This window comes from Brevibacillus agri (genome assembly GCF_004117055.1).
Lineage (GTDB): Bacteria > Bacillota > Bacilli > Brevibacillales > Brevibacillaceae > Brevibacillus > Brevibacillus agri.
In genome coordinates this window covers 2,823,417-2,847,880 of sequence record NZ_CP026363.1, presented here as the reverse complement: position 1 = coordinate 2,847,880, position 24,464 = coordinate 2,823,417, and the positions used below count along the sequence as shown (strand labels likewise).

18 protein-coding genes are annotated in these 24,464 nt (G+C 57.5%); 5 read left to right on the top strand and 13 right to left on the bottom strand.

Features of this window, described 5'->3' with window-relative positions; genetic code table 11:
* Window positions 1-48: 48 nt before the first annotated feature.
* Window positions 49-1,539 carry an NCS1 family nucleobase:cation symporter-1 gene (locus BA6348_RS14250; RefSeq protein WP_025845919.1) on the top strand — a complete coding sequence of 497 codons (1,491 nt, stop codon included), beginning with the start codon at window positions 49-51 and terminating at the stop codon, window positions 1,537-1,539.
* An 80-nt stretch (window positions 1,540-1,619) separates the two neighbouring features.
* Here the strand turns inward: BA6348_RS14250 and BA6348_RS14245 are convergent, their stop codons facing one another.
* From BA6348_RS14245 to BA6348_RS14220, 6 genes are all read right to left on the bottom strand, one after another.
* Window positions 1,620-3,332 (bottom strand): methyl-accepting chemotaxis protein, encoded by a 1,713-nt coding sequence (locus tag BA6348_RS14245; protein WP_122952726.1) that lies wholly within the window; start codon window positions 3,330-3,332, stop codon window positions 1,620-1,622.
* A 107-nt stretch (window positions 3,333-3,439) separates the two neighbouring features.
* On the bottom strand, window positions 3,440-3,952 hold the full coding sequence (locus tag BA6348_RS14240; RefSeq protein WP_005830982.1) for a hypothetical protein: 513 nt from the start codon (window positions 3,950-3,952) through the stop codon (window positions 3,440-3,442).
* A gap of 98 nt (window positions 3,953-4,050) precedes the next feature.
* Window positions 4,051-4,941, bottom strand: coding sequence for a nitrilase-related carbon-nitrogen hydrolase (locus BA6348_RS14235; RefSeq protein ID WP_005830984.1), 891 nt, complete (start codon window positions 4,939-4,941; stop codon window positions 4,051-4,053).
* A 33-nt stretch (window positions 4,942-4,974) separates the two neighbouring features.
* The gene (gene hydA / locus BA6348_RS14230) at window positions 4,975-6,360 is read right to left on the bottom strand and encodes a dihydropyrimidinase (RefSeq protein ID WP_026557268.1); all 1,386 of its coding nucleotides are present in this window, start codon (window positions 6,358-6,360) and stop codon (window positions 4,975-4,977) included.
* Between the two features lie 101 nt (window positions 6,361-6,461).
* Window positions 6,462-7,739 carry an NAD-dependent dihydropyrimidine dehydrogenase subunit PreA gene (gene preA / locus BA6348_RS14225; protein WP_122952725.1) on the bottom strand — a complete coding sequence of 426 codons (1,278 nt, stop codon included), beginning with the start codon at window positions 7,737-7,739 and terminating at the stop codon, window positions 6,462-6,464.
* Window positions 7,740-7,856: 117 nt separating this feature from the next.
* On the bottom strand, window positions 7,857-9,203 hold the full coding sequence (locus BA6348_RS14220) for an NAD(P)-dependent oxidoreductase (protein ID WP_025845926.1): 1,347 nt from the start codon (window positions 9,201-9,203) through the stop codon (window positions 7,857-7,859).
* 190 nt (window positions 9,204-9,393) lie between these two features.
* Here BA6348_RS14220 and BA6348_RS14215 point away from each other — a divergent pair, with 190 nt between their 5' ends.
* Window positions 9,394-9,909 carry a hypothetical protein gene (locus BA6348_RS14215; protein ID WP_005830993.1) on the top strand — a complete coding sequence of 172 codons (516 nt, stop codon included), beginning with the start codon at window positions 9,394-9,396 and terminating at the stop codon, window positions 9,907-9,909.
* Window positions 9,910-9,918: 9 nt separating this feature from the next.
* Window positions 9,919-10,326 carry a hypothetical protein gene (locus BA6348_RS14210; protein WP_007780332.1) on the top strand — a complete coding sequence of 136 codons (408 nt, stop codon included), beginning with the start codon at window positions 9,919-9,921 and terminating at the stop codon, window positions 10,324-10,326.
* Window positions 10,327-10,369: 43 nt separating this feature from the next.
* Here the strand turns inward: BA6348_RS14210 and BA6348_RS14205 are convergent, their stop codons facing one another.
* The 3 genes from BA6348_RS14205 to BA6348_RS14195 form a co-directional block, all read right to left on the bottom strand.
* Window positions 10,370-11,641 carry a hypothetical protein gene (locus BA6348_RS14205; protein ID WP_122952724.1) on the bottom strand — a complete coding sequence of 424 codons (1,272 nt, stop codon included), beginning with the start codon at window positions 11,639-11,641 and terminating at the stop codon, window positions 10,370-10,372.
* A gap of 258 nt (window positions 11,642-11,899) precedes the next feature.
* On the bottom strand, window positions 11,900-13,234 hold the full coding sequence (locus BA6348_RS14200) for a hypothetical protein (protein WP_174768825.1): 1,335 nt from the start codon (window positions 13,232-13,234) through the stop codon (window positions 11,900-11,902).
* Between the two features lie 197 nt (window positions 13,235-13,431).
* Window positions 13,432-14,016: an LOG family protein gene (locus BA6348_RS14195; protein WP_005831001.1), complete on the bottom strand. Its 585-nt coding sequence runs from the start codon at window positions 14,014-14,016 to the stop codon at window positions 13,432-13,434.
* A gap of 95 nt (window positions 14,017-14,111) precedes the next feature.
* On the opposite strand from BA6348_RS14195, the gene BA6348_RS14190 reads away from it, so the two are divergent.
* Complete coding sequence (locus BA6348_RS14190; protein ID WP_007780339.1) at window positions 14,112-14,426, top strand: MazG nucleotide pyrophosphohydrolase domain-containing protein; 315 nt, start codon at window positions 14,112-14,114, stop codon at window positions 14,424-14,426.
* Window positions 14,427-14,562: 136 nt separating this feature from the next.
* Here the strand turns inward: BA6348_RS14190 and BA6348_RS14185 are convergent, their stop codons facing one another.
* Together BA6348_RS14185 and BA6348_RS14180 are read right to left on the bottom strand one after the other, a co-directional pair.
* Window positions 14,563-15,927: an aspartate aminotransferase family protein gene (locus BA6348_RS14185; protein WP_122952723.1), complete on the bottom strand. Its 1,365-nt coding sequence runs from the start codon at window positions 15,925-15,927 to the stop codon at window positions 14,563-14,565.
* 14 nt (window positions 15,928-15,941) lie between these two features.
* Window positions 15,942-17,450, bottom strand: coding sequence for a CoA-acylating methylmalonate-semialdehyde dehydrogenase (locus BA6348_RS14180; RefSeq protein ID WP_005831007.1), 1,509 nt, complete (start codon window positions 17,448-17,450; stop codon window positions 15,942-15,944).
* A 165-nt stretch (window positions 17,451-17,615) separates the two neighbouring features.
* Between BA6348_RS14180 and BA6348_RS14175 the strand changes: the two genes are divergently transcribed.
* Entirely contained in the window at window positions 17,616-19,259 is a 1,644-nt protein-coding gene (locus tag BA6348_RS14175; protein WP_005831009.1) for a PucR family transcriptional regulator, read from the top strand.
* 305 nt (window positions 19,260-19,564) lie between these two features.
* On the opposite strand, the gene BA6348_RS14170 is transcribed toward BA6348_RS14175, so the two are convergent.
* Both BA6348_RS14170 and BA6348_RS14165 read right to left on the bottom strand, forming a co-directional pair.
* A complete protein-coding gene (locus BA6348_RS14170) occupies window positions 19,565-21,835 on the bottom strand; it encodes a S8 family serine peptidase (RefSeq protein WP_122953534.1) in 2,271 nt (756 codons plus the stop codon).
* A 143-nt stretch (window positions 21,836-21,978) separates the two neighbouring features.
* On the bottom strand, window positions 21,979-24,387 hold the full coding sequence (locus tag BA6348_RS14165) for an AAA family ATPase (RefSeq protein ID WP_122953533.1): 2,409 nt from the start codon (window positions 24,385-24,387) through the stop codon (window positions 21,979-21,981).
* Window positions 24,388-24,464: the final 77 nt, after the last annotated feature.

The following is a 24,464-nucleotide window of genomic DNA, read 5'->3' as shown; positions in this document are numbered from 1 at the left end:
CGGTTGTCCGAATGCCAGCGATTTTGTCAAAAAAAGGAGGGAAAGAAAATGAAGACGCAGGAAGATGCAAATGGAATTGTCACCCTGACAAAAGCAGGGGAAGACCTTATCAAAGACAGCTCGCTCTACAATGAAGGGCTGCGGCCGACGACGAAAGCTGAGCATTCGTGGACCGCGTACAACTTTGCCAGCCTCTGGATCGGGATGTCGATCTGTCTTCCCACGTACGCGATGGCAGCCGGGCTGATCTCGTTGGGCATGAACTGGTGGCAGGCGATCTTGACCATTATTCTCGGAAACTGTATTGTCCTTATCCCTATCCTTCTCAACTCCCATGCCGGGACGAAATTCGGCATCCCCTACCCTGTGTTCGCCCGGCTCTGGTTCGGCTCCAAGGGCGCTCACATTCCAGCGGTCGCTCGCGGGCTGATCGGAGCTGGCTGGTTTGGCATCAACTGTTGGTTCGGCGGAGCCGCCATTGATACGCTGCTCATGTCGATGACAGACTGGGCCAGTGTCCCCGGCCATCTGTGGATTTCCTTTTTCGGCTTTTGGCTCCTGAACGTATGGGTCGCCTATCGCGGTCCGGAAGCGATCAAAAAGATGGAAGCCTGGGCAGCGCCGATCCTGATTATCATGAGCCTGGCCTTGCTCGTCTGGGCGCTGACCAAAGCAGGCGGATGGGGGCCGATGCTCTCCGCTCCATCCACATTCACCTCTGCCGGCGAGTTTTTGAAGGTCTTTTTCCCGGCACTGACAGGCGCGATCGCCTTCTGGGCAACCATGGCGCTCAATATTCCGGACTTCTGTCGCTACGCGAAAAGCCAAAAAGCGCAAATCGTCGGCCAATCCTCGTCCTTGCCGACGACCATGGGCTTCTTCTCCTTCATCGGGGTAGCCGTCGCCTCCGCTACCGTCGTCATTTACGGAGAAGCGCTGTGGGACCCTGCCGCCGTACTGGCGAAGTTTTCGCCGCTCGCCATCTTCCTCGGCACGATCGGCATCATTCTCGCCACCTTGACCACCAATGTGGCCGCCAACATCGTCGCCCCCGCCCGCGCCGTGGAAAACCTCGCGCCACGCCGTCTCTCCTACGAGGCCGGAGCGATCATCGCCGGTGTCGTCTCCCTGCTCATGCAGCCGTGGCATATTTTGGAAAATTTCGGCAATTACATCTTCCTCTGGCTCGGTACGTATGGCGCGTTGCTTGGCCCGATTGACGGAATTGCGATTGCTGACTACTGGCTCGTGCGCAAAAGACGCATCCATCTGACGGAGCTGTACAAACCGAACGGCATGTACGCCTACAAGACAGGCTTTAACATGCGAGCGATCTGGGCCATGCTGATCGGGATTGCGATTCCGTTTGTCAGCAAGTACATCCCCGGCTTCCATATCATTTGGGACAACGCCTGGACGGTCGGGCTCTTGATTTCGCTTGCGATCTACACGTGGATGATGAAAAACGACGCCTCGATCATGAGCCAAAAAGAGTACGACCAGATCACGACACAAGCGCAGGAGTCGCGCGCTTCCTGAATCGGAATCCGCATCACGGCAAAAAAAGACTGACAACCATAACGGGTTGCCAGTCTTTTGCTTGTTGCCGCAAAAACACACTACCATTTGAATTGGCTGATCGATTCCTGCAATTCGTGGGACAGCTCGTTCAAATTGTTGCTGGAGCGGGCAATTTCCTGCATCGCAGCGAGCTGCTCCTCTGCTCCGGCCGAGACGGACTGCGTATGTACGGCCGCTTCCTCCGACAGCCTGTTCATCTCGTCCATGGCGGAAGCAACCTGCTGCACGCTCGCCGACATTTGCTCGGTCGCTGCGGATACTTCCTGGATTTGGCCTGCCACGTCCTTGGCGGAAACGACGATGCGCTCGAACGTTTTTCCCGCCTCCTGAACGGCGGCAGCCCCTTTTTTCGCCTCTTCGGTCCCGGCCAGCATGACGGAGACGACCTGGGTTGTCTCGTGCTGGATTTCTCCGATCAGGCGGGCGATTTCCCGCGCCGATTCCTCGGATTGCTCCGCCAGCTTGCGAACCTCATCCGCCACCACGGCAAAGCCCCGGCCCTGCTCTCCGGCCCGCGCTGCCTCAATCGCCGCATTCAGCGCCAACAAATTGGTCTGGGAGGCGATGCCTGTGATTACATCGACAATTTTCCCGATCGCTTCCGAGCGGACGCCGAGCTGCTGAACGAGGTCTGCCGCGTGGTTCACGCCTTGGGAGAGAGAATCAATTTGGAAGACCGCTTGCTGAATCTGGATATTCCCTTGCTGCGCATCATCCGCTGCCACTACCGATGCTTCGGAAACGGCGCTGGACGTGTCGGCAATCCGTTGAATGGCAACAGACATTTCCTCCATGACGCGCACGCTTTCCTGTGTGCGCTGGGTCTGCACTTCGGCCGTCGTCGCAATCTGCTCGACGCTTCCCATCGCCTGCTCTGTGGCCCGCACGGATTGCTGGGCGCTTGCCGACAGTTCCTCGGAGGAAGCTGCGACTTGCTCTCCTGCGACTTTTACTTGCTCGATCAAGGAACGGAAGTTGGCGACCAGCTCGTTGAAGGCAATCCCGAGCTTGCCGACCTCGTCTTTTGCTACGTAAGTCACCGGAGCAACCGCCAAGTTCCCCTGAGCCAAATCTTCCATGCGGCTTGCGACGACGCGCAGCGGATCGGCAATCATCCGGGAGATCAAAAATCCGAGTCCGCCCGCCAGGACGATCGAAGCTCCCCCGACGATCAGCAAAAGCAGCACCGCTTTTTTCGAATCGTCCCAGTTTTGCTGCTGCATCCGATCCGCCTGGGAAGACTTGTAGTTCGCCCATTCCAGTTGTTCCTGATTGATCCAACTGAGCGTTTTGTCCGTCGCCCGATAGTAGGCGTAAGCCTGATCGGTCTTGTTTTCCTTAATCAGTTGGACAACCTCGTTCTGGTCTTTGCTGTACTGTTCCAGAAGCTCCTTCAGCTTACTGACGCGCTCTTGTTCTTTTTCGTCCAGGCGAGAGTTCTGGAGGTACCTAAACGTCTGGTCGGCAGAGGCGATGCGCTGGTCCAGCTCGGCCTTGTACTGCGCGAAGACAGCAGGGGCAGGATCGAGAATCATTTTGTAGATCAACCCGTCAATAGCCCGAATGTCTTGTCGCCAGTCGTTAATCCACTTCACTGGAAGCAGTTGCTCCTCATACATGGCCTGCATCCGTTCCCCGGATACTTTCACGTGAAAATAACCCGTGATGCCGACGCTGCACAAGAAGATCGCCATCAAGACGACCAAGCTGAACATTTTGGCTCTAGTGCTGAGGTTACGTAGTAGATTCATTGCTGTAGGTAATCCTCCCGTGTCCATAGTAGTAAGTTGAAAAAGCTCGAATACTGTCCAAATCTTACCAAACTCTGGCGAATCCGTCGATAGTCTTGGGTGATTTCTCACACTTCGAGCACAGAGAGAAGCGAAATGTCTTCGATTTGCGCGTCAGGCTCATAGCAAACATAGTACGTAAGTTCCGGGCTGATCCAGTAGCGAATCCCCCGGTATCCACAGGCGAGCAGGTAGGCCCGCACCTCATCTCCGGTCCATTCCAGCCATTCCTCGTGCGCAAGCCCGGCCGCGCGCCGCGCCAGCTCATCTGCCCCGTGCCTGTGCCGCAGCGCCTCGCTGCGCAATTCATTTTCGCCGAAGCGCTCGTCCAAACAGAACAGCCCCGGCAAAGCCACCTGCTGCTGAAGCACGGCGGCTTTGTCCCCGATCGTCTCGGCGTGGCAGATCGCGTACTGTGCCGCGACGACCGGATTGCTCACCAAATAGACGCCCGACCCGAACACCGCCTTTGCGCTCGCTCCATTCGTAAACTGGCGGCGTTCTGCCCGTTCGTAGCGCTGCGCCCTGACTACCCGCAGCGCTTCCTGATACTCCACTCCGCGATAAACGGTCTGCTTCATGATCTGACCGCTCCTTTCCGGCGTTTTTCGCAAAACCAAAATCGTGCCCACATAGGAAAAGGAGGAAGACGCATGCCTGGCGCCTCCCTCACCTCGTCTTACGGCAGCAACTTCACCATGTCGTCGTACGTCTCCGGGCGACGATCGCGATAAAATTGCCACGTATCCCGCACTTCTCTGATCTTTTCGCGGTCCATCTCCGCCACAATCACCTCGTCTTGATCGCGGCTGCCGACAGCGACAAACTGTCCGCGCGGATCGACCAGGTATGACTGTCCGTAAAATTCCCCCATGTTCCACGGCGCTTCCGTCCCAACCCGATTAATGGCGGCGACGTAGTAGCCGTTTGCCACCGCGTGTGCGGGCTGTTCGAGCTTCCACAAATACTCGGACAGGCCGGCGACGGTGGCGGAAGGATTGAAGACGATCTCGGCGCCGCCTAGGCCAAGCAGCCGCGCCCCTTCCGGAAAATGGCGGTCGTAGCAGATGTACACGCCGACTTTGGCGAAAGCCGTATCGAACACCGGGTAGCCCAAGTTTCCCGGCTTGAAGTAATACTTTTCCCAGAAGCCGCAGCCGCTGCTGCCCACCCCTACATGCGGGATGTGCTGCTTGCGGTATTTGCCCAGGTACGTGCCGTCTGCATCAATGACGGCCGCCGTGTTGTAGTAGGTGCCGATGCCGACCTTTTCATACACGGGCAAGATCAGCACGGTCCCGAGCTCCTTGCCCAGCGCGGAAAACTGCTGCACAGTCGGGCCGTTCGGCACCTCTTCCGCCGCTTCGTACCATTTCGTGCTTTGCTCCGCGCAAAAATAAGGGCCGTAAAAAATTTCTTGCAGACAGATGATCTGCGCCCCTTTGCCAGCAGCCTCCCGCACCATTTTCACATGCTTTTCGATCGCCTTTTCCTTGTGAAGATGAACCGGCTCGTCGCCGTGCACGTCATTTTTGGCCTGAATCAGCCCGATCGTCACTTTATCCGCCATCTTGCTCCTCCTCACCCCAGCATTTGCATTTGGCTATGGTCTGGCAAACGTCGACCGCTTCACGTAGCGGCCCGCCCCCGCATGGCCGACGAACTGCTTGTTGCGGACGACGAACGCGCCGCGGGAAAGCACAGAAATGACGTCGCCGTGAACCTGCATGCCTTCAAACGGGTTGTAGTCCACATTCATATGGTGCGTCTCCACCGAAATCGTCCGCTGCACAGTCGGGTCGAACAAGACGATGTCCGCATCGGAGCCAACCGCAATCGTGCCTTTTTGCGGGAACATGCCAAACAGCTTGGCGACTTTGGTGGAGGTGATGTCCACAAATTGATTCAGGCTGATTTTGCCTTTGCGCACGCCCTCGGAAAAGAGGATGGTCATGCGATCCTCAATGATCGGGCCGCCATTCGGAATTTTCGTAAAATCTCCGCGGCCCAGCTCTTTTTGCCCGGAAAAGTTGAACGGACAGTGGTCGGAACCAACTGTTTGCAAAATCCCGTTTTTCAGCGCGCTCCACAGTACGTCCTGGTTCCACTTTTCCCGCAGCGGCGGGGACCAGACGTATTTCGCCCCTTCGAAGTCCGGCTTTTCCAGCGCGGTGATATCGAGCACCAAATATTGCGGACATGTTTCTCCGTAGACGTTCCAGCCTTTTTCGCGCGCCTCGGCGATCCGGCGAACGGCGTCGGCGCAGGACACGTGCACGACGTACAACTGGGCATCCGCGAGCGCCGTGAGCGCAATCGCGCGGCCTGTCGCCTCTCCCTCCGCTTCCGGCGGACGGGTGTAGGCGTGGTAGATCGGATCGGTATTTCCTTCGGCCAGCGCCTGCTTGGTCAAATAATCGAGCACGTCCCCGTTCTCGGCGTGCACTTGGACCAACGCCCCTAGCTCCTTGGCGCGGATCAGCGTCTTGAACAAAGTTTCGTCGTCGGCCATCAGCACGTTTTTGTACGCCATGAATACTTTGAGCGACGTGATCCCTTCGTTGTTCACGACCGACTCCAGCTCTTCCAACACCTGGTCGTTGGCATCCGACACCATCAGGTGAAAGCCGTAGTCGATGACGGCTTTGCCTCTCGCTTTTTCGTGCCAGGTCGCAATCGCGGAGTGGAGCGACTCCCCTTTGCTCGTCAGGCAAAAGTCCACGATGCTCGTCGTCCCGCCGAATGCGGCGGCTTTTGTGCCCGTGAAAAAGTTATCGGATGTAACCGTGCCGCCAAACGGCATGTCGAGGTGCGTGTGCGGATCAATGCCGCCCGGAAGCAAATAGTACCCGGTTGCGTCGATAACCTCCGCATCTGTTGCTTGCAGGTCCGAGCCGATCGCGACGACTTTTTCGCCGTCGATCAGCACGTCTGCCTGATACGTGTCTGACGCCGTCACAACCGTCCCGTTGCGAATCCATTTTTTCATGACCTTCCTCGCTCCTTTCCCCTGCCGTGCATAAATGAGACATCCCGTTCCTCGTACATGCTATGCCGCAGACGCCCCATTCATGCCATCGGCCCTAGAACTTACGTCTCGCAACTGCCCCCGCCTGCCAAAGCAGCCTGGCGCTGGTTCCAGGAAAGCGGCGGCTTGCCCGTCGGAATCTCCACCATCTCGATCGTTCCTTCCACCGGACAGACAATCGAGCACAGGTTGCAGCCGACGCAGTCTTCCTCGCGCACTACCAACCGCTCTTTTCCCGTTGCGGCGTCCTTGACGATATCAATGCATTGGTGCGAAGTGTCCTCACAGGCGATATGGCATTTGTTGCAGTTGATACAGGTTTCTTCGTGGATGCGGGCGACTACTTTGTAGTTGAGGTTCAAATGGCCCCAGTCCGAATACGTGTGCACGGCCTTGCCGACGATGTCCATGACCGAGGCGATTTTGCGCTGGTCGAGGTAGTTGTTCAAGCCGTCGATCATGTCTTCGACGATCCGAAAGCCGTGGTGCATCGCGGCGGTACAGACTTGCACGCCAGTCGCACCCATCAGCAAAAACTCGACGGCGTCCCGCCAGTTGGAAATCCCGCCGATGCCCGAAATCGGCACGCCGACAAACGGATCGCGCGCACACTCGGCGACCATGTTCAGGGCTATCGGTTTCACCGCTGGTCCGCAATAGCCGCCGTGCGCTCCTTTTCCGTCCACGTGCGGTATCGGCAGCCATTTGTCCAGGTCTATCCCCATCAGGCTGTTGATCGTATTAATCATGCTGATCGCGTCCGCTCCGCCCGCCGAAGCCGCCCTGGCAGTAAAGCGAATATCGGTAATGTTCGGGGTAAGCTTGACGATGACAGGCGTCTGGGCCACTTCTTTTACCCATTCGACCTGCTGGCGAATGAGATCGGGGTGCTGCCCGACAGCCGAACCCATGCCGCGCTCCGCCATGCCGTGCGGACAGCCGAAGTTCAATTCCAGGCCGTCGACGCCAATCGCCTCCACTTTTTTGACGATCTCATGCCACGCCTCCTGCTTGTGCTCGACCATCAGCGAGGCGATCAGCGTATGCTTGGGAAACCGTTTTTTCGTCTCATCCATTTCCTTCAAATTGACCTCAAGCGGTTTGTCGGTAATCAGCTCGATGTTGTTGAACCCGAATACCCGCTGCCCGCCAAAAGTCAGTCCGGCAAACCGCGACGTGACGTTGATGATCGGCTCTCCCAGCGTTTTCCAGACAGCTCCGCCCCAGCCCGCCTCAAAAGCCCGCTGGACCTGGTAGCCCGAGTTCGTCGGTGGCGCAGATGCCAGCCAGAACGGATTCGGGGATGTAATCCCTGCTAGATTGATAGAAAGATCGGCCATGATTGCTCTCCTCCATCTTTTTGGCGCTGCCACGGGCACGCCGTACTCCCCTGCTAGGTTCACGTGCTGCAAAAAACGCTTCTACAGTTAAGTCGTAATATTCTGTACATTACTTCCCTAGACAAGCTGCTTCTGGTCGCGGATCGCCTTGTCGATGGCATAAGCGGCACGCTTTCCGTGATTGGCCGCGTCGACGACCATCGCGTCCGTTTTTCCTCCGCCAAAAATGACGTCCCCTGCGGCAAACACTTTCGGGTGCGACGTCCGGTAGGTGCCGTCCTCGACGGTGACGGTGCCGTTTTGATGCTGCAGGCCAAGCTGGTCGATCAGCGACAGGTGGCGATTTTGCCCAATCGCTTTGACGACAAAGTCCACCTCGATGAAAAACTCGCTGCCCGGGATCGGTACCGGACGTTTTCGGCCTTTGGCATCCGGCTCTCCCAGCTCCATCCGGATCAGCTCCAGCCCTGTCACGCGCCCTTTGTTCCCCAAAACGCGCGTCGGAGCCACGAGCCAGCGAAACTCCACGCCGTCCTGCTTGGCGAACTCGTATTCGAACTGGTAGCAGCTCATTTCCTGCACCGTTCTGCGGTACAAAATCTGCACATTGTCCGCCCCCAGCCGCTTCGAACAGGTCGCGGCGTCAATCGCCGTATTTCCGGCGCCGATCACGACCACTTTTTTGCCGACCATGTCCGTGGTAAGCGGCTTCGTTTTCGTATCTTCTACCAAGGCAATCGCATCCAGTACCCCTTCCAGCTCTTCCCCGGGAATATGCAAGGAAGGCACGCTGCTCATCCCCACCGCCAGCAACACCGAATCGTAGTTGGCAACGAGCTCGTCTGGCATGATGTCGACGCCGATCCGCGTGTTCGTCTTGATCGTCACGCCCAACGCCTCGACCTGCTCGACCTCCCAGAGCGATATTTCCTGCGGCAGCCGGAAAGACACGATGCCGTATGTGTTCAGCCCGCCCGCTCTTTCTTTTGCCTCGTAGATCGTGACCTCGTAGCCGAGCCGGGCAAGCTCTCGCGCCGCCGACAGCCCGGCTGGCCCCGCTCCGATAATCGCCACCCGCTTGCCGTTCGGATCGCCTTTTTGAAACAAGGCCGCGTTGTTGCGGATCGCCCAGTCTGTCGCATGGCGTTGCAATAGCCCGATCATGATCGGTTTGGAGGCGTGATTGAGCACACAGGCTCCCTCGCACAGCTCCTCCGTCGGACAAACGCGCGCGCAGCTTGCCCCAACCGGATTGGATTCCATGATCGTCCTCGCAGAGCCGAGCAGATTGCCTGTCGCGATTTTGCGAATGAACGAAGGAATGTCAATCGAGGTGGGACAAGCCTTGATACAGGGCGCGTCGTAGCAGTACAGACAGCGATTCGCTTCATCGATCGCTTCCTTCGGCTTGAGGGCGCTCACCACTTCGCTGAAGTTTTTTTGCAGGTCATTCGGGACGCTCATCCATATACAGCCTCCTTGCCAGCTCGAATAAGATGCTTGCTATTAATCAATGTGCAACATCGCCGTTTTATGCTTGTTTCATTTCCTATCGCCATATGTTCGCAGTGAAATCAATCGCCGCTCGCAGTCATGAATGATTTCACGTCCGAATAGGCTAACAGTAACCACGTCGGCAAAGGAGTCTGTCACGATGAAGGACTACGCCCGCAAAATCGCGCAGGTCAAACAGCAAATCGCAGAGCTTGCCGCGCTGCTTGCCGAACTGGAAAACGAGCAACAACGCTATCACGAGCAGTCGGAACAGCGCAAAGCGTACATGTCCTCGCGGGAAATTCTCGAGCTATTGGAGCAAAAGCAGGTCCGCATCGGCAGCATGGCCACGATCAAACGATGGTCGGATCACGGCTATTTGGGCGAGGGCGTGGACGAACGGGAAGCCTTTCCGCTTTTGGCGAGCAAACAGGGCAACAAACGGTTTCTGTATCCACGCGAGGCGGTGCTGTCGTTTTTGTACGAAAAAGGACTGCTCGTCCCCGCGTACGAAGTGCTGGACCGCGTGCAGCTTCGCCGTGCCAGCCGGGAAGCAGACTGGGCATTGGTCACCGCTGTGTCGCGCCGTGACCTGCGCTTTTTCTACCAAGTTCAATTGGAGACAACGGGAGAAGTCGTGCTTCAAGTACCGGAAGAAGAGTTGTTTCTCCCGTAAGGAGGCACTATGGAACTGGCCGTCATCATGCTGGAAAATACCGCGGACAATCAGGAGTTGTCCCGACAAATTCGCGATTTTCACAAAAAAAAGGGGCAGCCCCTCGCGATTCGTTTCAGCGAAGAACTGACCCATATTATTTTGGAAGCGCCTTGCCTGTACATACCGGACCCGGCGCAGCTCGATCCGCGCACGATTGTGGACGGACAAATCCGCGAGAGCGGCGGACATGGGGAAATTCACCCGCGCCACAAAGGAAAGACCGTCAACCTGCACCTGGATTCCGAGCTGGTTGCAGAACTGGAGCAAATTCGTGCGCTCGTCAGCAGCAAGACACAGCATGAGGTAATCCGCGAGCTGTTCGTGCGCGGCATGCGCGCGTATTTGGCGGAAAAGGAAGGCGAGCAAAGCGAATGAACAGACAGCGGTTTGGTCACCTCCAGTACACGTGGAGGTGGCTTTATTTTTTCCAGGCAAGGAAGACGCGCTCCCCGGCAAGCTGGTATTGCACGGTGTACGTGCGGCTGTCCGCGCTCACGAACGCAATCTCCTTTTTCGCCAGGTCGAGATGCGTTTCGTTGACGTCAAACATCGTGATCGGCGCCGCCTGCTGCTCGTCCCAGGACAAAATGACAGTCGCCTTTTGCGTGGGTACATGGTAGACACCAGCCCCCATCATCGTTTCGTAATAGATCCAGTTGTTGTCCAGCCAGACGGCTTTATTCACGTAATGCCCCGGAAACAACTGGGCGACGGGCTTGTCATTCGGATCGTAAAAACGGATGCTGGCGGAGCTGTAGAGAACTTCCGAGTCGATGACTGCCACCGTTTTTCGGTCCGGCGCAAAAATCCCTTCGCTTTTCGCTTGCAAAAGATTGGCCTTTTCCTGCTCGATTCGTTGCTTTTCGGCCACAAACAGCGCATCTTCCGGGGAGATGCTCACATAGGGAAGCTTCGCCAAGGCAGGCAGCGCGTCTTTTGCCGGAAAATTGCTGTAGATCGTCAATGTCGCCTCTTCCGGCGCACCGTCGTAGGCGATTCCTCTGGACGGATACTCCCAGGCATACGTGCCGATTCCGTGCAGATGGTAAGTAAAATCAGGCTGACCCCAGGCGGCAAAAATCGAAAAAGGCCCGGAAGCAGCCGGCTCGGCGAGCTTTTCGCCATACGCTTGCAAATGCTGCGCCATATCGACGAGCGCCCGCGTGTCGGGAACGCGATCGCGGCGATAGAGGGAAAACGCCTTCGCTTTTTGCTCGGCAAACGTGACAAACAAGTAGTAATCCTGGTAAGAATAGCCGATCAGCCCGTACTCCTGTTCTGTGAAGGCTGGCGTGCCCAGCTTGCGCAAAATCTCCTTCTGCGACGTCTGAACGGTAATGCCCGGAACGATTTCTCCCTTGAAGCCAGGCTCTGCCAACACCCCGAACGCTCGCCCGTTTTCATCCCACTTGACGGCAATCCCCGCCTGATAATACACATAATCGTCGAACGACTTGACGACTTGTCCCAAAAATTTGCCCAGCGCGTCCCGTTGCCATTGGCCGCCCTGGAACGCGTGGACGAGCGAAACTTGCGCCAGCTCCTGCGCAGCATTCGCTTGACCTGTTGCGGTCTGGCTCGGCGCAGTCTGTTGCAGGCCCGTCGCCACGCTGGCTGCCGAACCGATTGCCGTTGCGGTTGCAGCCAAACTAAAGCTCGTAAGCAAAAGAAACACATATTTCGCGAACACGGTAGTCCCTCCCCGATCAGCCTTTCCTTGTCTATCTATCCCAGTTTAGCAAAACATGCCGGATTTTTGCGAACATTTTCTCTTTGTTTGTCCCTTGTGAAAATGGCCACTGCTGGACAGCCTGAAGCTTTTGCCAGCGGGTTATACGTTAGTGCTCCATCCGGATCAGCGGGCGAGCGAAAAAAGCCTTGCTTCCCACTGCTTGGGCAAAGCAAGGCTTTTCGCTATTTATCCGATCCTCTCCGTTGACGGACAGGCTTATTTCGATTCGCCGTGGAGGTAGTTGTAGAATGGCTGGTCAACCCAGAACTTGTACGTTTCCACGTTCAGCTTGTCGCTCAGTTTTTTCAGGCCCGCTACCACTTTTGGCGACTCTTCGTTCAGGGAGAACGACTGGACGATGTAGCGGCCTTCCTTGATGACGTTGTTCGTAATGATCGGATAGTCTGCCAGCTCCGTGCGGGAGTGGTAGAGCGGCTGCCACCAGGACGCTTTCAACAGCCCCGTTACGTCTTCCTGGTTTCTTTTCGCGTATTTCAGCACCAATGGCTGGAAGCGCTCCTTCTCCTCCTTGCTCGCAAACTCGAAGCTCAGGTCGTATTCTTTTGCATAGGCGATAAAATTGCCGTTTTCGATTTGCACGACCTGGTAGTCATCCGACTCGGTCGGCTCGCCCCACTCTTTCAAATAGATGAAGGCGGATGTTTTCGGCTCGAACTGGACTTTGGCGTCGATGCCTTCGTTTTTCAACAGGCCAATCAGTTGAATGGCGTGCGCGATATCGCTGTGTCCGTAAGTAATGGTGCGCTCCGGATCAAAGTGCGGATCGAAGGCAGCATCCTTCAGGTTGTAGCCGGTAATCAGGTTTTGCTTGAGGCCCGTGTCGATGATCTGTTGCAGCTCTCCTGCCTTGATAATCGACGATTCGCTCCAGGCTTGCGCGAGCTTGCCGTAAATGTCCGCCTCTTGCACGCTGCCTAGGTAGTTTTTGTAGTCGCCGTGGAACTCCACGACTTTCCCCAATAGTTGGACAGCCAGCTCTCCGGTCGTGTCCCCGTCTGCCTTGATCGCGGCCAGCGTGCTCGCGGACACAAGCCCGGTGTCAAGGGCAACCGCTACTTCCTGTGCGGCCTGCAGGGAGAGCGCTCCACCCTTTTGGTAGGAAATGCCCGCCGCTTTCAGCGACGCTGCCACTTTATCCTCGCTGTACGTGTAAGCCAGCTCGGACAAGTCCGCTGCCTTCACAGCCGCGCTGATGGCTTCCCAGGCTGCGATTTTCGTCGCTTGCGCCTGCGCTTCGGGAACGTAGGCTTTCGCGCTCGCTTCTTTTTCCGTTATACTTTGGGTAGCCGCAACTACCTTGGCGAGTGCCTGGGAAAATTGCCCGCGCGTCACCGCCTTGTCAAGCGAGATGCCGTATTGCTGCAACAAAAAGCTGCCGTACTCTGCCTCGGCCGATGCGCTCGCCGCTTCTTTGGCCAAGACTGCCACAGGCTGATTCGCAGCCGCTGCTCCCGCTGTCGCCGGGAGAACCAGCGCAGCGATGAGCGCCGCTTTGTGGGAAAGCTGAAGCCACTTGTTCGATTTCATCATGACGGTTCCTCCTTATGTATGAAGCCCAAACATATTATCACTATTCCTATGCGTTCACTAGGATATATTGTCATCTACCTTATCACCTGTTCTTACTGTGTGTCAATCCTTTCTAGTTCAACGCAAAAACGCCCTTCCGCCAAGCAAAAAAGCAGCTCGCTCCATCTTCCAATGCGAACTGCTTTTTTTCAACGCAACTACTTCTCGGTCAACTCCGACCATTTGTTCACTTTGACGGGCGGCTTGTAGTCGCGCAGACGGTCGAGCAAAACAGCCGGATCGCTCTCGCACACGACCAGCTCTCCTTGCATCCGCGGGATGAAGCCTTCCTCTGTAGCGTGCTGCACCATTTCCATCAGCGGCGTATAGAAGCCGTCCACATTCAACAACCCGATCGGTTTCGAGTGAAGCCCGATCTGCCCCCAGCTCACCACTTCAAAAATTTCTTCAAACGTGCCGTAGCCCCCGGGCAAGGCGATAAAGCCATCGGACAAATCGTTCATCTTCGCTTTGCGCTCGTGCATCGTGACGACTTCATGCAGCTCTGTCAGACCCGTATGTACGATCTCGCCGCGAAACAGTCCGGTCGGCATGACACCGATCGCTTTGCCGCCGCCTTCGAGCACCGTATTCGCCACTCGCCCCATCAGCCCCATGTTGGAGCCGCCGTAAACCAGTTCCAGCTCTCTTGCAAGCAGTTCTCTCCCCAGCGCTTCTGCATATTGGGCATAAGCCGGATTTACGCCTGGATTGGAACCCGCAAACACACAGATACGTTTCATGCCATCCTCCTGGATCCATTAAAGTTGAGTGGCTTTCGTCACCACTTTTTGGTGTATAGTACAATTATACAAAAATCTAGAAGGGACAGATACATGTGAATATCACGGAATTTCAGAAATGGGTAGGAGATTTTTACGAGGAGCGGGGCTGGACGCAGTACGGGCCGTTTATTCGCGTAGGCTTTCTCATGGAAGAAGCCGGCGAGCTTGCCCGCGCCGTGCGCGCCATCGAAATCGGGCGCGATCGGCCGGACGAAGGGGAAAAACAGGCGGACGAAGCGCGCCAGGAGCTGGTGGAAGAGCTCGGCGACGTGCTGGGCAACCTGATTTTGCTCGCCAACCAGTACAACATTCCGTTTGAAGAGATTCTCGACGCTCACAAAGCGAAGCTGCAGAAGCGGTACGAGTAGCGGACGGAACGGTTTGTTCGCCTCCGCCGTCGCGAACAGCCAAACATGACAGCAGACGCCCCGGCCTGCAAGTCACACACAGGTACCTGCAAGGGGCGTCTGCTGATTTTTTGCCAAAAGGCTCTATCTCAAACTCCTATTCCAACGTGTCAAACGCTTCCTTCATGACGCGGGCGATAAAGTCGATGTCATCGCTGGTTGTAGAAAAAGGCGGCGACAGAGTCAGCACGTTGTTGAAGCCCGGAATGGTATCGCCGTTGCGGCCGATGATAAGCCCGCGCTTTTTGCACTCGCTGATGACCTGCGTGAGCTTCGCAGGCGTGGCGGGTTCTTTCGTTTTGCGGTCCTCGACCATTTCGATGCCCATCAAAAAGCCGAAGCTGCGAATGTCGCCTACATTCGGGTGATCGGCCAGGAAGGCGAGCTTGGCACGCAATTCGTCCCCCAACTGCTCGGCGCGCTCCACCAGCTTTTCCTCTTCCATGATCTCCAAGTTTTTCAATGCGAGCGCACAAGCCGCCGGATTTCCGCCAAACGTGTTGACGTGGCGGAAATGCAGGTTGTTGCCCTGCTCGTTGAACTTGTCGGCGATTTCGGCGCGCACCGCCGTGGCCGACAGCGGCAGGTAGGCGCTCGTAATGCCTTTGGCCATCGTGACGATATCCGGCTTGATCCCGAAGTTTTGGTGGCCGAATTTTTGGCCGGAGCGGCCAAAGCCGCAGATGACCTCGTCGACGATCATCAACACGCCGTACTTGTCGCAAATCTCCCGCACCTTCGGCATGTATTCCGGCGACGGCACGAGCACGCCCCCGCCTGTAATCGTCGGCTCCATGATGACGGCGGCGACGGTTTTTTCGCCTTCCCAGTTGATGACCTGATCGAAGTATTGCGCGCATTCCAGATTGCATTTGCCGTACGACTTGCCCGCAGGACAGCGGTAGCAATAAGGCGGCGGCACGTGCAGGAACCCTGGCGCGAGCGGCTCGTACTTTTCTTTGCGCACAGCCTGGCCCGTGGCAGCGAGCGCGCCCATCGTGTTGCCATGGTAGGCGCGGTGCCGCGAGATGAATTTGTAGCGGCCCGGCTCGCCGTTCTGGTGGTGGTATTGGCGGGCGATTTTGAACGCGACCTCGTTTGCCTCCGATCCGCTATTGGAGAAAAAGACGCGATACTCCTCGCCCAGCCACTCGCTCACTTTTTCCGCGAGGCGAATGGCCGGCACGTGACTTTGCGTCAGCGGGAAGTAGGCGAGCTGTTTCAACTGCTCATAGGCGGCATCTGCCAACTCCTGCCGACCGTACCCGACGTTGACGCACCACAGGCCGGACATGCCGTCCAGGTAGCGGTTGCCGTCGATATCGGTGATCCAGGAGCCTTTTGCGCCTGTCACGATCATCGGATTCGGGTTGTAGGGCGACATGTGATGCCACATGTGCTCGCGGTCGGCCGCAAGCAGGCTGTCCTTGTCGTACTCTTGCAACAGTTGATCTTGCTCCATCGCCTAAGCCTCCTTTATTTTACGAACACTTTTTGCGAGCCGATGCTCGTATCGCCATCTTCGAACCATCTGGAGGTAACCGTCTTTTTCTTCGTGTAAAACAGGACGCCGTCCTTGCCGTTTGCATGCAGGTCGCCGTAAAACGATTCTTTCCAGCCCGAGAAGGCGAAGAAGCCCATTGGCGCAGGCACGCCCACATTGACGCCGACCATGCCGGCCTCCACGCGCTGCACGAACTCCCTGCCCCATTTTCCGTTGTTGGTATAAATCGTCGCACCGTTGCCAAAGCGGGAGCGGCTAATCGTTTCCAGGCCCTCTTCAAAATTTTTCACGCGCATGACGCTGAGCACAGGCGCGAAAATCTCGTCGCGCACGATGACCATTTCCGCATCGGCCTGGTCAAAAATCGTCGGGCCGAGGAAGTAGCCTTTTTCGTGCTGCTTCGCATCCTCCCGTCCGTCGCGCACGAGCGCAGCACCGGATGCGAGCCCTTTTTCAATGTAGCTGTGCACTTTGGCCAAATGCGAATCGCGAATGACCGGACCGAGATCGACGCCTGCCTCAAGCCCGTTGCCCATCACAAGCGCGTTGGATTCTTCGATCAGGTGCGCCACCAGCTCGTCAGCGATGTCCTCGACAGCGACGACCGCGCTCGCCGCCATGCAGCGCTCGCCCGCACAGCCAAACGCCGAACTGACGATCGTTTTCGCTGCCCGCTTCAGGTCGGTGTCCGGCATGACCAGATGGTGGTTTTTCGCGCCAGCCAGCGCCTGCACCCGTTTGCCATGGGCGGCGGCTGTCTTGTACACGTACTCCGCCACAGGCTGCGAGCCTACGAACGAGATCGCCTTCACATCCGGGTGTTCCAGCAGCCCGTTGACGACATCGTGGGCGCCGTGCACGACATTGAACACCCCGTCCGGCAAGCCCGCTTCCTTCAGCAGCTCCGCGATGCGAATGCAGGACAGCGGCGTGCGCTCCGACGGCTTGAGGACGAACGTATTGCCCGCGGTAATCGCGATCGGATACATCCACATCGGAACCATCACAGGGAAATTGAACGGGGTAATCCCGGCCACGACGCCCAGCGGAAAGCGAATCGCCTGGCTGTCGATATTCGCCGCGATATTGGGCAGCGTCTCGCCCATGAGCAGCGTCGGCATCCCGCACGCAAACTCGACCATTTCCAGCCCGCGCAACAGCTCTGCCTGTGCTTCCGGAAGGTTTTTGCCGTTCTCCAGCGTAATCATCCGCGCCAGCTCGTCCTCGTGCTTCACCAGCAGGCTGTGAAAACGAAACATGATGCGCGCCCGATCCACGACCGGAGTCGCGCTCCACCCTGCGAAAGCTTCCTTCGCGGCGGCAACGGCCTTGTCCACGTCTTCTTTCGTCGACAGCGGCACGCGGGACAATAGTTCGCCCGTCGCCGGGTTGGGCACGTCCTCAAAGCGGGCTGCCTGCGATTCCACCCATTGTCCCCCTACGTAATTCTTCAATGGATTTCCAACAGCGGCTGTGTTCATCCTTTCAACTCCTTGCGATCATTTGTTTGACAATTCCATTTTATCCAAAAATAAAACCACTCATCACTAGACAAAATGACAATCATTCGGTAGGATTCATCATACATCATGTCAATTGCCCGTCCTCGGATCGTTTGTGGAAGACGGGCAGATAGGGGGCTGCTTATGAGCAATGACTGGCGACTGACCATCGCCGAGGCGATCAAACGTCCGTTGTTTCGGCACGCCGAGGTCGTGGCGGGCCACCGGGGCCTGGCCCGGCCTGTGCGCTGGGTTCACGTTCTGGAGACGGCCGATACGGGCCAATTTTTAAATGGCGGCGAGCTGATTCTCTCCACCGGACTCGGCTTCGGCGAGGCGAAAGAAAAGCGGCTCGCCTATTTGGCCGAGTTGATCCGGCGCAAAGCGTCCGGCTTGTGCGTGGAGCTGGGAGTGTACATCCCGTCGATTCCGGCGGACATGCTGGAGATGGCCAACCACCACGAGTTTCCGCTCATCGTCTTCCATCAGCCTGTGCGCTTCGTCGATATTACGCAAGATTTGCACGAGCATCTCATCAATCGGCAAATGCAGGCGCTGCGCGACCTCGAAGCGTATTCCCGCGGCTTGCAGCAGCTCAGCCTGCAGGCGGCGGGCATCCCCAAGCTGCTCCAGCATTTCCAGTCCGCAGTGCAAACCCAGGTGCTGTTTTACTCGCCAGACGTCGCTGCCCAGTACGTTCCGGCCTTGCCGCACGCAGTCCAACTGGAGATGACCGAGCTGATGCGCGCTCATTTTGCGCAAGCAGACACGAACGACGCCAGCGTCCGCTTTCACGCGTTGTCACAGACCAAGCAGTTGATCTATCAGCCGGTGATGGCAATGGGCCACCTGCTGGCCTACGTCGGACTGATCTTGTACGAGCGCGAGGCAGACGAGTATTTGCTGTTGACGCTGGACAACACCGTCTCGGCAATGGCCCAGTTTTTCCTGCGCAAAATGTTTGCCGAGGAACAGACGCGCGCCATGGAAAACCGTCTGTTCGACGAACTCATCGCCAACCGCGCGATGCCCGAGGAGCATATGCGCACGTTGCTCGGCCTGTCCGGCAGCAGCAAGGCGCCTGCATACTACACGCTCATCATGTCTTGCGAAAAAAACACCGACCAGACAGACGATGCCCTCCCGCCGCACGATCTGACGGCGATATTCCGCTCACTGCTGACGCGGCAAGGCTTTCGGCCGTTCATCCGCTGCACGGGCAACCGCTTCTACGTTTTGCTGATCGACCAAAAGACAACGGCGAACGCACGGCGGGCGCTGGAAAAGGCGTGGGCAGACATGAAGCGGATCGCCGGACAAATGCTCGGAGCGGACGCCAGGATTTGCTGCGGGATCGGGCGGGTGGGCAAACGGTTGTCTGACGCCGGAAGACACTTGGCGGAAGCGGAGCAGGCCCTCGCTTTTCAGCGCGAAGCGACGAGCCCTTTTTTCACGGACCTTGGCTTGTTTCGCCTGCTGTTTCATATCCCGACCGAGCCTGTGCTGGCGAGCTTCATCGCGGACTATCTGGGCCCGTTGCTTGCGCACGACCAAAAGCATGGCTCCGCCCTCGTGCACACGCTGCGCGTCTACCTCGACGCCAACTTGTCCAAGCAGGAGGCTGCCGAGCGCTTGTTCATTCACCGCCAGACGCTCTACCACCGCCTGGAAAAAATCGCGGAGCTGCTCGGGGACGACTACGCCTCCCCGGAGCGCCGCATCTGTCTGGAGATCGCCCTGCGCGCGCGGGAATGGCTGCAAAAAGAAGAGGGAGGCGTCCTTGCGTAAAAAAGGCCAGCTCCCGTGCCGTTCACCGTTTGCGCAGCGACGTTGGACAACCAGGCATTCGCCCTTTTTGCCGACGCTCTCGCCGCCTTTTGGGCAAAGACGCATTTTGACCACCACACATCTGAAAGCGGATGAGAAAACTTGGCTGCGCCAATGGCCAGGCGCTGCCTTACTTGCCCTTATACCGGATAAGAAGCTTATGCATTCTTATCTGTACAAAAAAAGACACAACCCTTCGCTCGCGCCAAGAGCAAAGGCTGTGTCTTTTCCGTTTATCATCGCGCTCGCCGCGCTGTCGGGAGTAACTAGCGCTTTTTCGTTCGTCCCGGATACCGCAAGTCCATGCGAAAATTCGCTTCTTTGCCGTCCGCAAGCTCCACTCGCACCTTGTACAGACCGGACTTCGGCAGCTTCACCGACAGCGCTTCGGGATTGTCCGTCCCCGTCGCGACAGCCAGCTCCTTCTTGTTGTTGTCGTACACGTACACTTGCAGGTCCGCTTCCTCGTCCCATTCCAGCGACAAGCTCATCTCTCCCGCTACAAAGCTGCGGATGACGTACTCCTTGTAAGGAGTCTTTTTGTTCAGCGTCCCTTTTTTCCATTCGCTTCTGATCTCATAGTCTTCGTTGCCCTCTTGGCCGCTGTTGTCGTCATCCTCTTCCTGGCCGTCTTCGTCCTCATCCTTGACCTTCGCCCATTTCCCGGTCGTGGCGATGGCGTACGGCTGCGGGCCTTTTGGAATGTTGTAGCCTTCCACGGTCACGGTGTACGTCCCTTTTTCCGGCTGCAAAATCCAAATCTGCTCGACGTTGTTCAGGTTGTCTACCTGGTCGTCGTACGGCGCTTCGAAAAAGTCGTTTCCGTTCAGGCGCTCGCCGCTCGGGGTCGTGACCTTCAGATTCAAGTCGTTGACCAGAGTGCGCCGGGCGGCAAACGAAGCCGGATAGTCCGTCCAGGCAAGCGTGATCGCAAGCGGCTTCGAGCTGTCTGTCACCTTGACCGCGTACTCGGCCTTTTCGCGCGTCCGCAACCCGTCCTTGACGTCTTTGTAGCTCGTCTGGATCGCCTGCTCCAAATTCGCCCGTCCGAAGCCTTGCTTGCGCATGTCTTCGCCGAGATCATCCGCGCTCGTCAACAGCATCGCTTTGAGCAGGGCACCGCTCGGCTCTTTCTCCCCCTGCTCGTCCAAATACTGCCGGACTTGCGCGACGCCGCCCGCGAGAATCGGTGTCGCCATGCTCGTGCCGCTCATATAGGCGTAGTAGTCGTTGAAGCGCTTGTCAAAATTTTTGCTCGGCGCAAGCGAAGAGCGGGTCGACAAAATCGACGTGCCCGGAGCCACGATATCTGGCTTCAAACGTCCGTCCGCTGTCAGTCCGCGACTGCTGTCTTCCCATACCTCGTCCTTGTTATCCGAGTGGTCGCCAAGGCTCGGGCGGACGTTTTCCGACGCGCCAACGGCGATCACATTTTTGGCGGTAGCCGGGCTGCCGACGCTCTGATAGCCAGCCACTCCAAAGTTGCCCGCCGCGATCAGCGCGGTCATGTCCGGATGCTCCCACAAAAATCGGTCAAACAAAAACGAGCTTAAACTGTAGTCTCCTTTGTCATTGGCGCCCCAAGAATCCGAATGAATCCGGGCGCCGTCCTCGTACGCTTCCTGCAAAATCGTTTCCACGTCGGTCACCAGCTTGCCGCTGCGGTCTTCAATCGAGTGAAAGACGAGCTTCGCGTCGGGAGCCATCCCTTTGTACTGCCCGTTCGATGCCTCGCCTGTGCCAAGAACAGCCCCGGCCACGTGCGTGCCATGCCCGTGCCTGTCGCTGGCATCGTCTTTTCTGCCCATGGCGTACAAGCTTTTGACCTGGCCTTGAAAATCCGGGTGCATCGACTTCAGGTCGCCCGTATCCAGCCCTGTATCCGCTACGCCGACGATCTGTCCCTTGCCAGTGTAGCCTGTAGAAGCCAGCTCGTCCGCATGGATGATCGTCGCTGCGATGTCGTTGTGCAGTTCATTTTCCGGGACAGGGACGATCGCGATGACGTCCTCCGATTCTATAACTTGTCCAATCACGTCTTCGTTCATCGTGACGATGGAGATATGCGGCGCGATCTTTGGCGACTCGATCTCTTTTATATCTGCTTCATCCGCCAGCCGGCTGACGGTGCGCAGCATGTCCACCTGTTGGTCGAAGCCAATTACGGCTACCTCTACGGCTTTCGTTTCTCCCAGGGTGGATCGCAACTGCGGAGCCAGCTTGGCCTGCGGATGATACGGAATCACTTTTTTCACAAAGGAAAGCCCCTCGATTTCTGCGCGTTGCTCCTCGCGAGCCAGCTTGGCCAAAAAGGCGTAATCCGGTATGTAATCGCCCAGAGTAGCACCCAAATCTTCCAGTTGTTCTTTCCATTGTTCGCGCACCGGGCCGGACAACTGGATGACGACGAGGTCAGAAGCGCTCCGTCTCGACGATGTTTTCTCTATCGCCAGCTCTTCCTTGGCTTCGATCTCGATATGTCCCCGTCTCTCTCCCGGCTGCTGCCTGGCCTCTGCCGGCAAGCTTGCCAGCAGCATGCTCAAAGCGATTGTTGTCGATAATGTTGCCTGCCATCTTTTTTGCAAAGAAAAACACCCTTCCCCTCATGGCCTTGTTTTTCCATTATACGGGATCGGGTGAATTGTCAAAAGAGTAGGAAGGCAGACGCCTGGGACAAAAACTAGGCTTTTGTCCCATTTTCCTCGCTTTCCCGTGTCAGCAACGGTTGAAAGTCGCTCCATAAAAGCGTCGCCAGCAGCTCCTGGTCCCAGCTCTCGCGGGACATGCCCGTGATGCGCAGCGCCTGGTTCTGGATCGCCTCCTGCAAAAGATTGTAGCTGAACCGCCCGTTTCCATGCAGCCGCTGCTCCTGGGACGCTTTTTCCAGCCTTTGCCGAATCGCCGCCACGGCGCTGTCCTCGATCACATAGCCCGCCTTCTGTGCGGCCTGCTCTAAAATTTGCACAAGCTCTTCCACGGAGTAGTCGGGGAAGTGGATGTACTTTTTAAATCGCGACAAAAGTCCCGGATTGCTCAGGAGCAGCCCGTTCATTTCCCCGGAGTAGCCTGCCAGCACCACAACCAGGTTTTCCGCGTGTCTCGTCATTTCCTCGACGAGCGTGTGGACCGCCTCCTGGCCGAAGTCTTGCTGGCCCGGCCCGAGCAGGGCGTATGCTTCATCAATGAACAGCACACCGCCCAACGCCTCGCGCACTTTTCTGCGGGTGAGCGCCGCCGTCTGTCCGACGAAGCCTGCGACCAGATCCGCACGGCTTGCCGTGACGAGGTGACCGCGCTTCAAATACCCGACCTCCTGCAACATTTGCGCGTACAGTTGCGCTACCGTCGTTTTCCCCGTGCCCGGATTGCCTGTAAACACCGCGTGCAGCTCAATCGCGCTCTTGGGCAAGCCTCTGGCCGCCCGCTCCTGCTGCACGGCGACATAGGCGGCGATTTTTTTCAGCTCGGCCTTCACCGCTTCAAGCCCGATCAACGACTGGAGCTGTGCTTCGGCGGACGATTCCGCAGTCGGCTGGGGCGCTTCGCTGACATCCTCCGGCCGCAAAATCGTGAAGTCGTCCCATTGCAGCGCTTTGCCCGCGGTCGCCCGCCCTTTGGCGAATATCGCGTCCAGCACCAGATTGGTGACGGTGCGGGCATTGCCGAACGTATCGTCCACCTGCGCTTTTTCGATGCGCTCCCGCAACGCCGTCTTGGCAGCATCCGTCAGCGTAAAGTCGTTTCGCGCCGCTACCGCGTCCGCAATTTGCACCAGCTCGTCTGCGTCGTAGTCCGGCAAAACAAAGTGGCCTGCCTGCGGAAAGCGGCTGTACAAGCCCGGATTGGCGTACAAAAACTGCCGCATTTCTTCCGGGTAGCCGGCGAGCATGACCACAAACCGTCCGGCGTACTCCCCGCTCGTCATCGCAGCCACCAGCGTGTCGATCGCGTTTTGCCCGTAGTCGCTGCCCGAGCTGTCCGGCCGCTTCAAGCTGTACGCTTCGTCGATGAACAGCACTCCGCCGTCCGCCTGCTTGATCGCCTCCATCACCCGCTGCTCCGTCTGCCCGACGTATCCGCCTACCAGATGAGAGCGGTCCACTTCGATCAACTGCCCGTTGGCAAGCAGCCCCAGCTCGTGGTACAGGCGAGCGATCAAACGGGCCAGCGTCGTCTTGCCCGTGCCCGGATTGCCCATCAGCACGAGGTGCAGCGGCAGTTGATCGTGCATGTGCCAGCCTTTTTCCTCGCGCAGTTTCCGGTATTGCAAAAACTGGGCAAGCTGGCGCACTCGCTGCTTGATGTCACGCAGTCCGATCAGGCTCTCCAACTGCTCCAGCGCTGACAGCTTACTGTGGCGCTCGGCTGCAGGCGCTTCGCTGGCGACGTCCGGCTCGTCTTCCGGCAAAAGCTGCACCTTTTCCTGTGCCTGCAAATTCAGGGCGCGAATCGTCTCCTGCAACTGGTTCAACATCTCTGCCGAGAAAAACACGCCGGAGAGCGATGCCCCGTACGATTGGACGCGCTCCAGCAGCTCGGCCAGCAGCCTCTGCCGCCTGCCGTACAGGTCGACCAGACGTTCCGCTGTCGCTCTCGCCTGCTCGTCCCCCAGCTTATGTGCCGTATGCAGCGCTTCTTTGGCAATCGCCTGCCACTGCTCGATTTCCGCTTGGGCGAGCAGCGCTTTTTCGCGCAGCACCTCTACGGCTCGTCTTTTGGCGACGACATTATCCGTCTCGCGAACGGTCGGAAACCCGGTTTCAAATGGATGGCTGCGCAGTTGCGAAAAGGCGAGCCGCAGTTGTACACCCAGTGCGTACAGATCGTTCGGCTTAAGCGACAGCGCCCGCTCCAGCCACTCCTGCGCCAGCGCATAGCCGCCTTTTTTCGCCATGCGCAAAACGGACAGCCTGGTCAGGACCGCCGCTTCTGCCCGATCGCGCTGCTCGTCCGGACTGTCGGTACGTGCCTCTTCTATTTTTTGCAAAAGGGCCAAACATTCGGCCTCTGTGTATGCTTGAATTTGTGCGGGGTCGACCAGCGCGCCCTCTCTGGCAGGCTGCCGATCTCGCTCGTGTTGTTGTTGCATGCTTTTTGCTCCTCCCGCTCTTGTGTCATTCTTTGTTGTAGCACATTTGCAGGTGGAAGAAAAGGTGATGCGGCAAA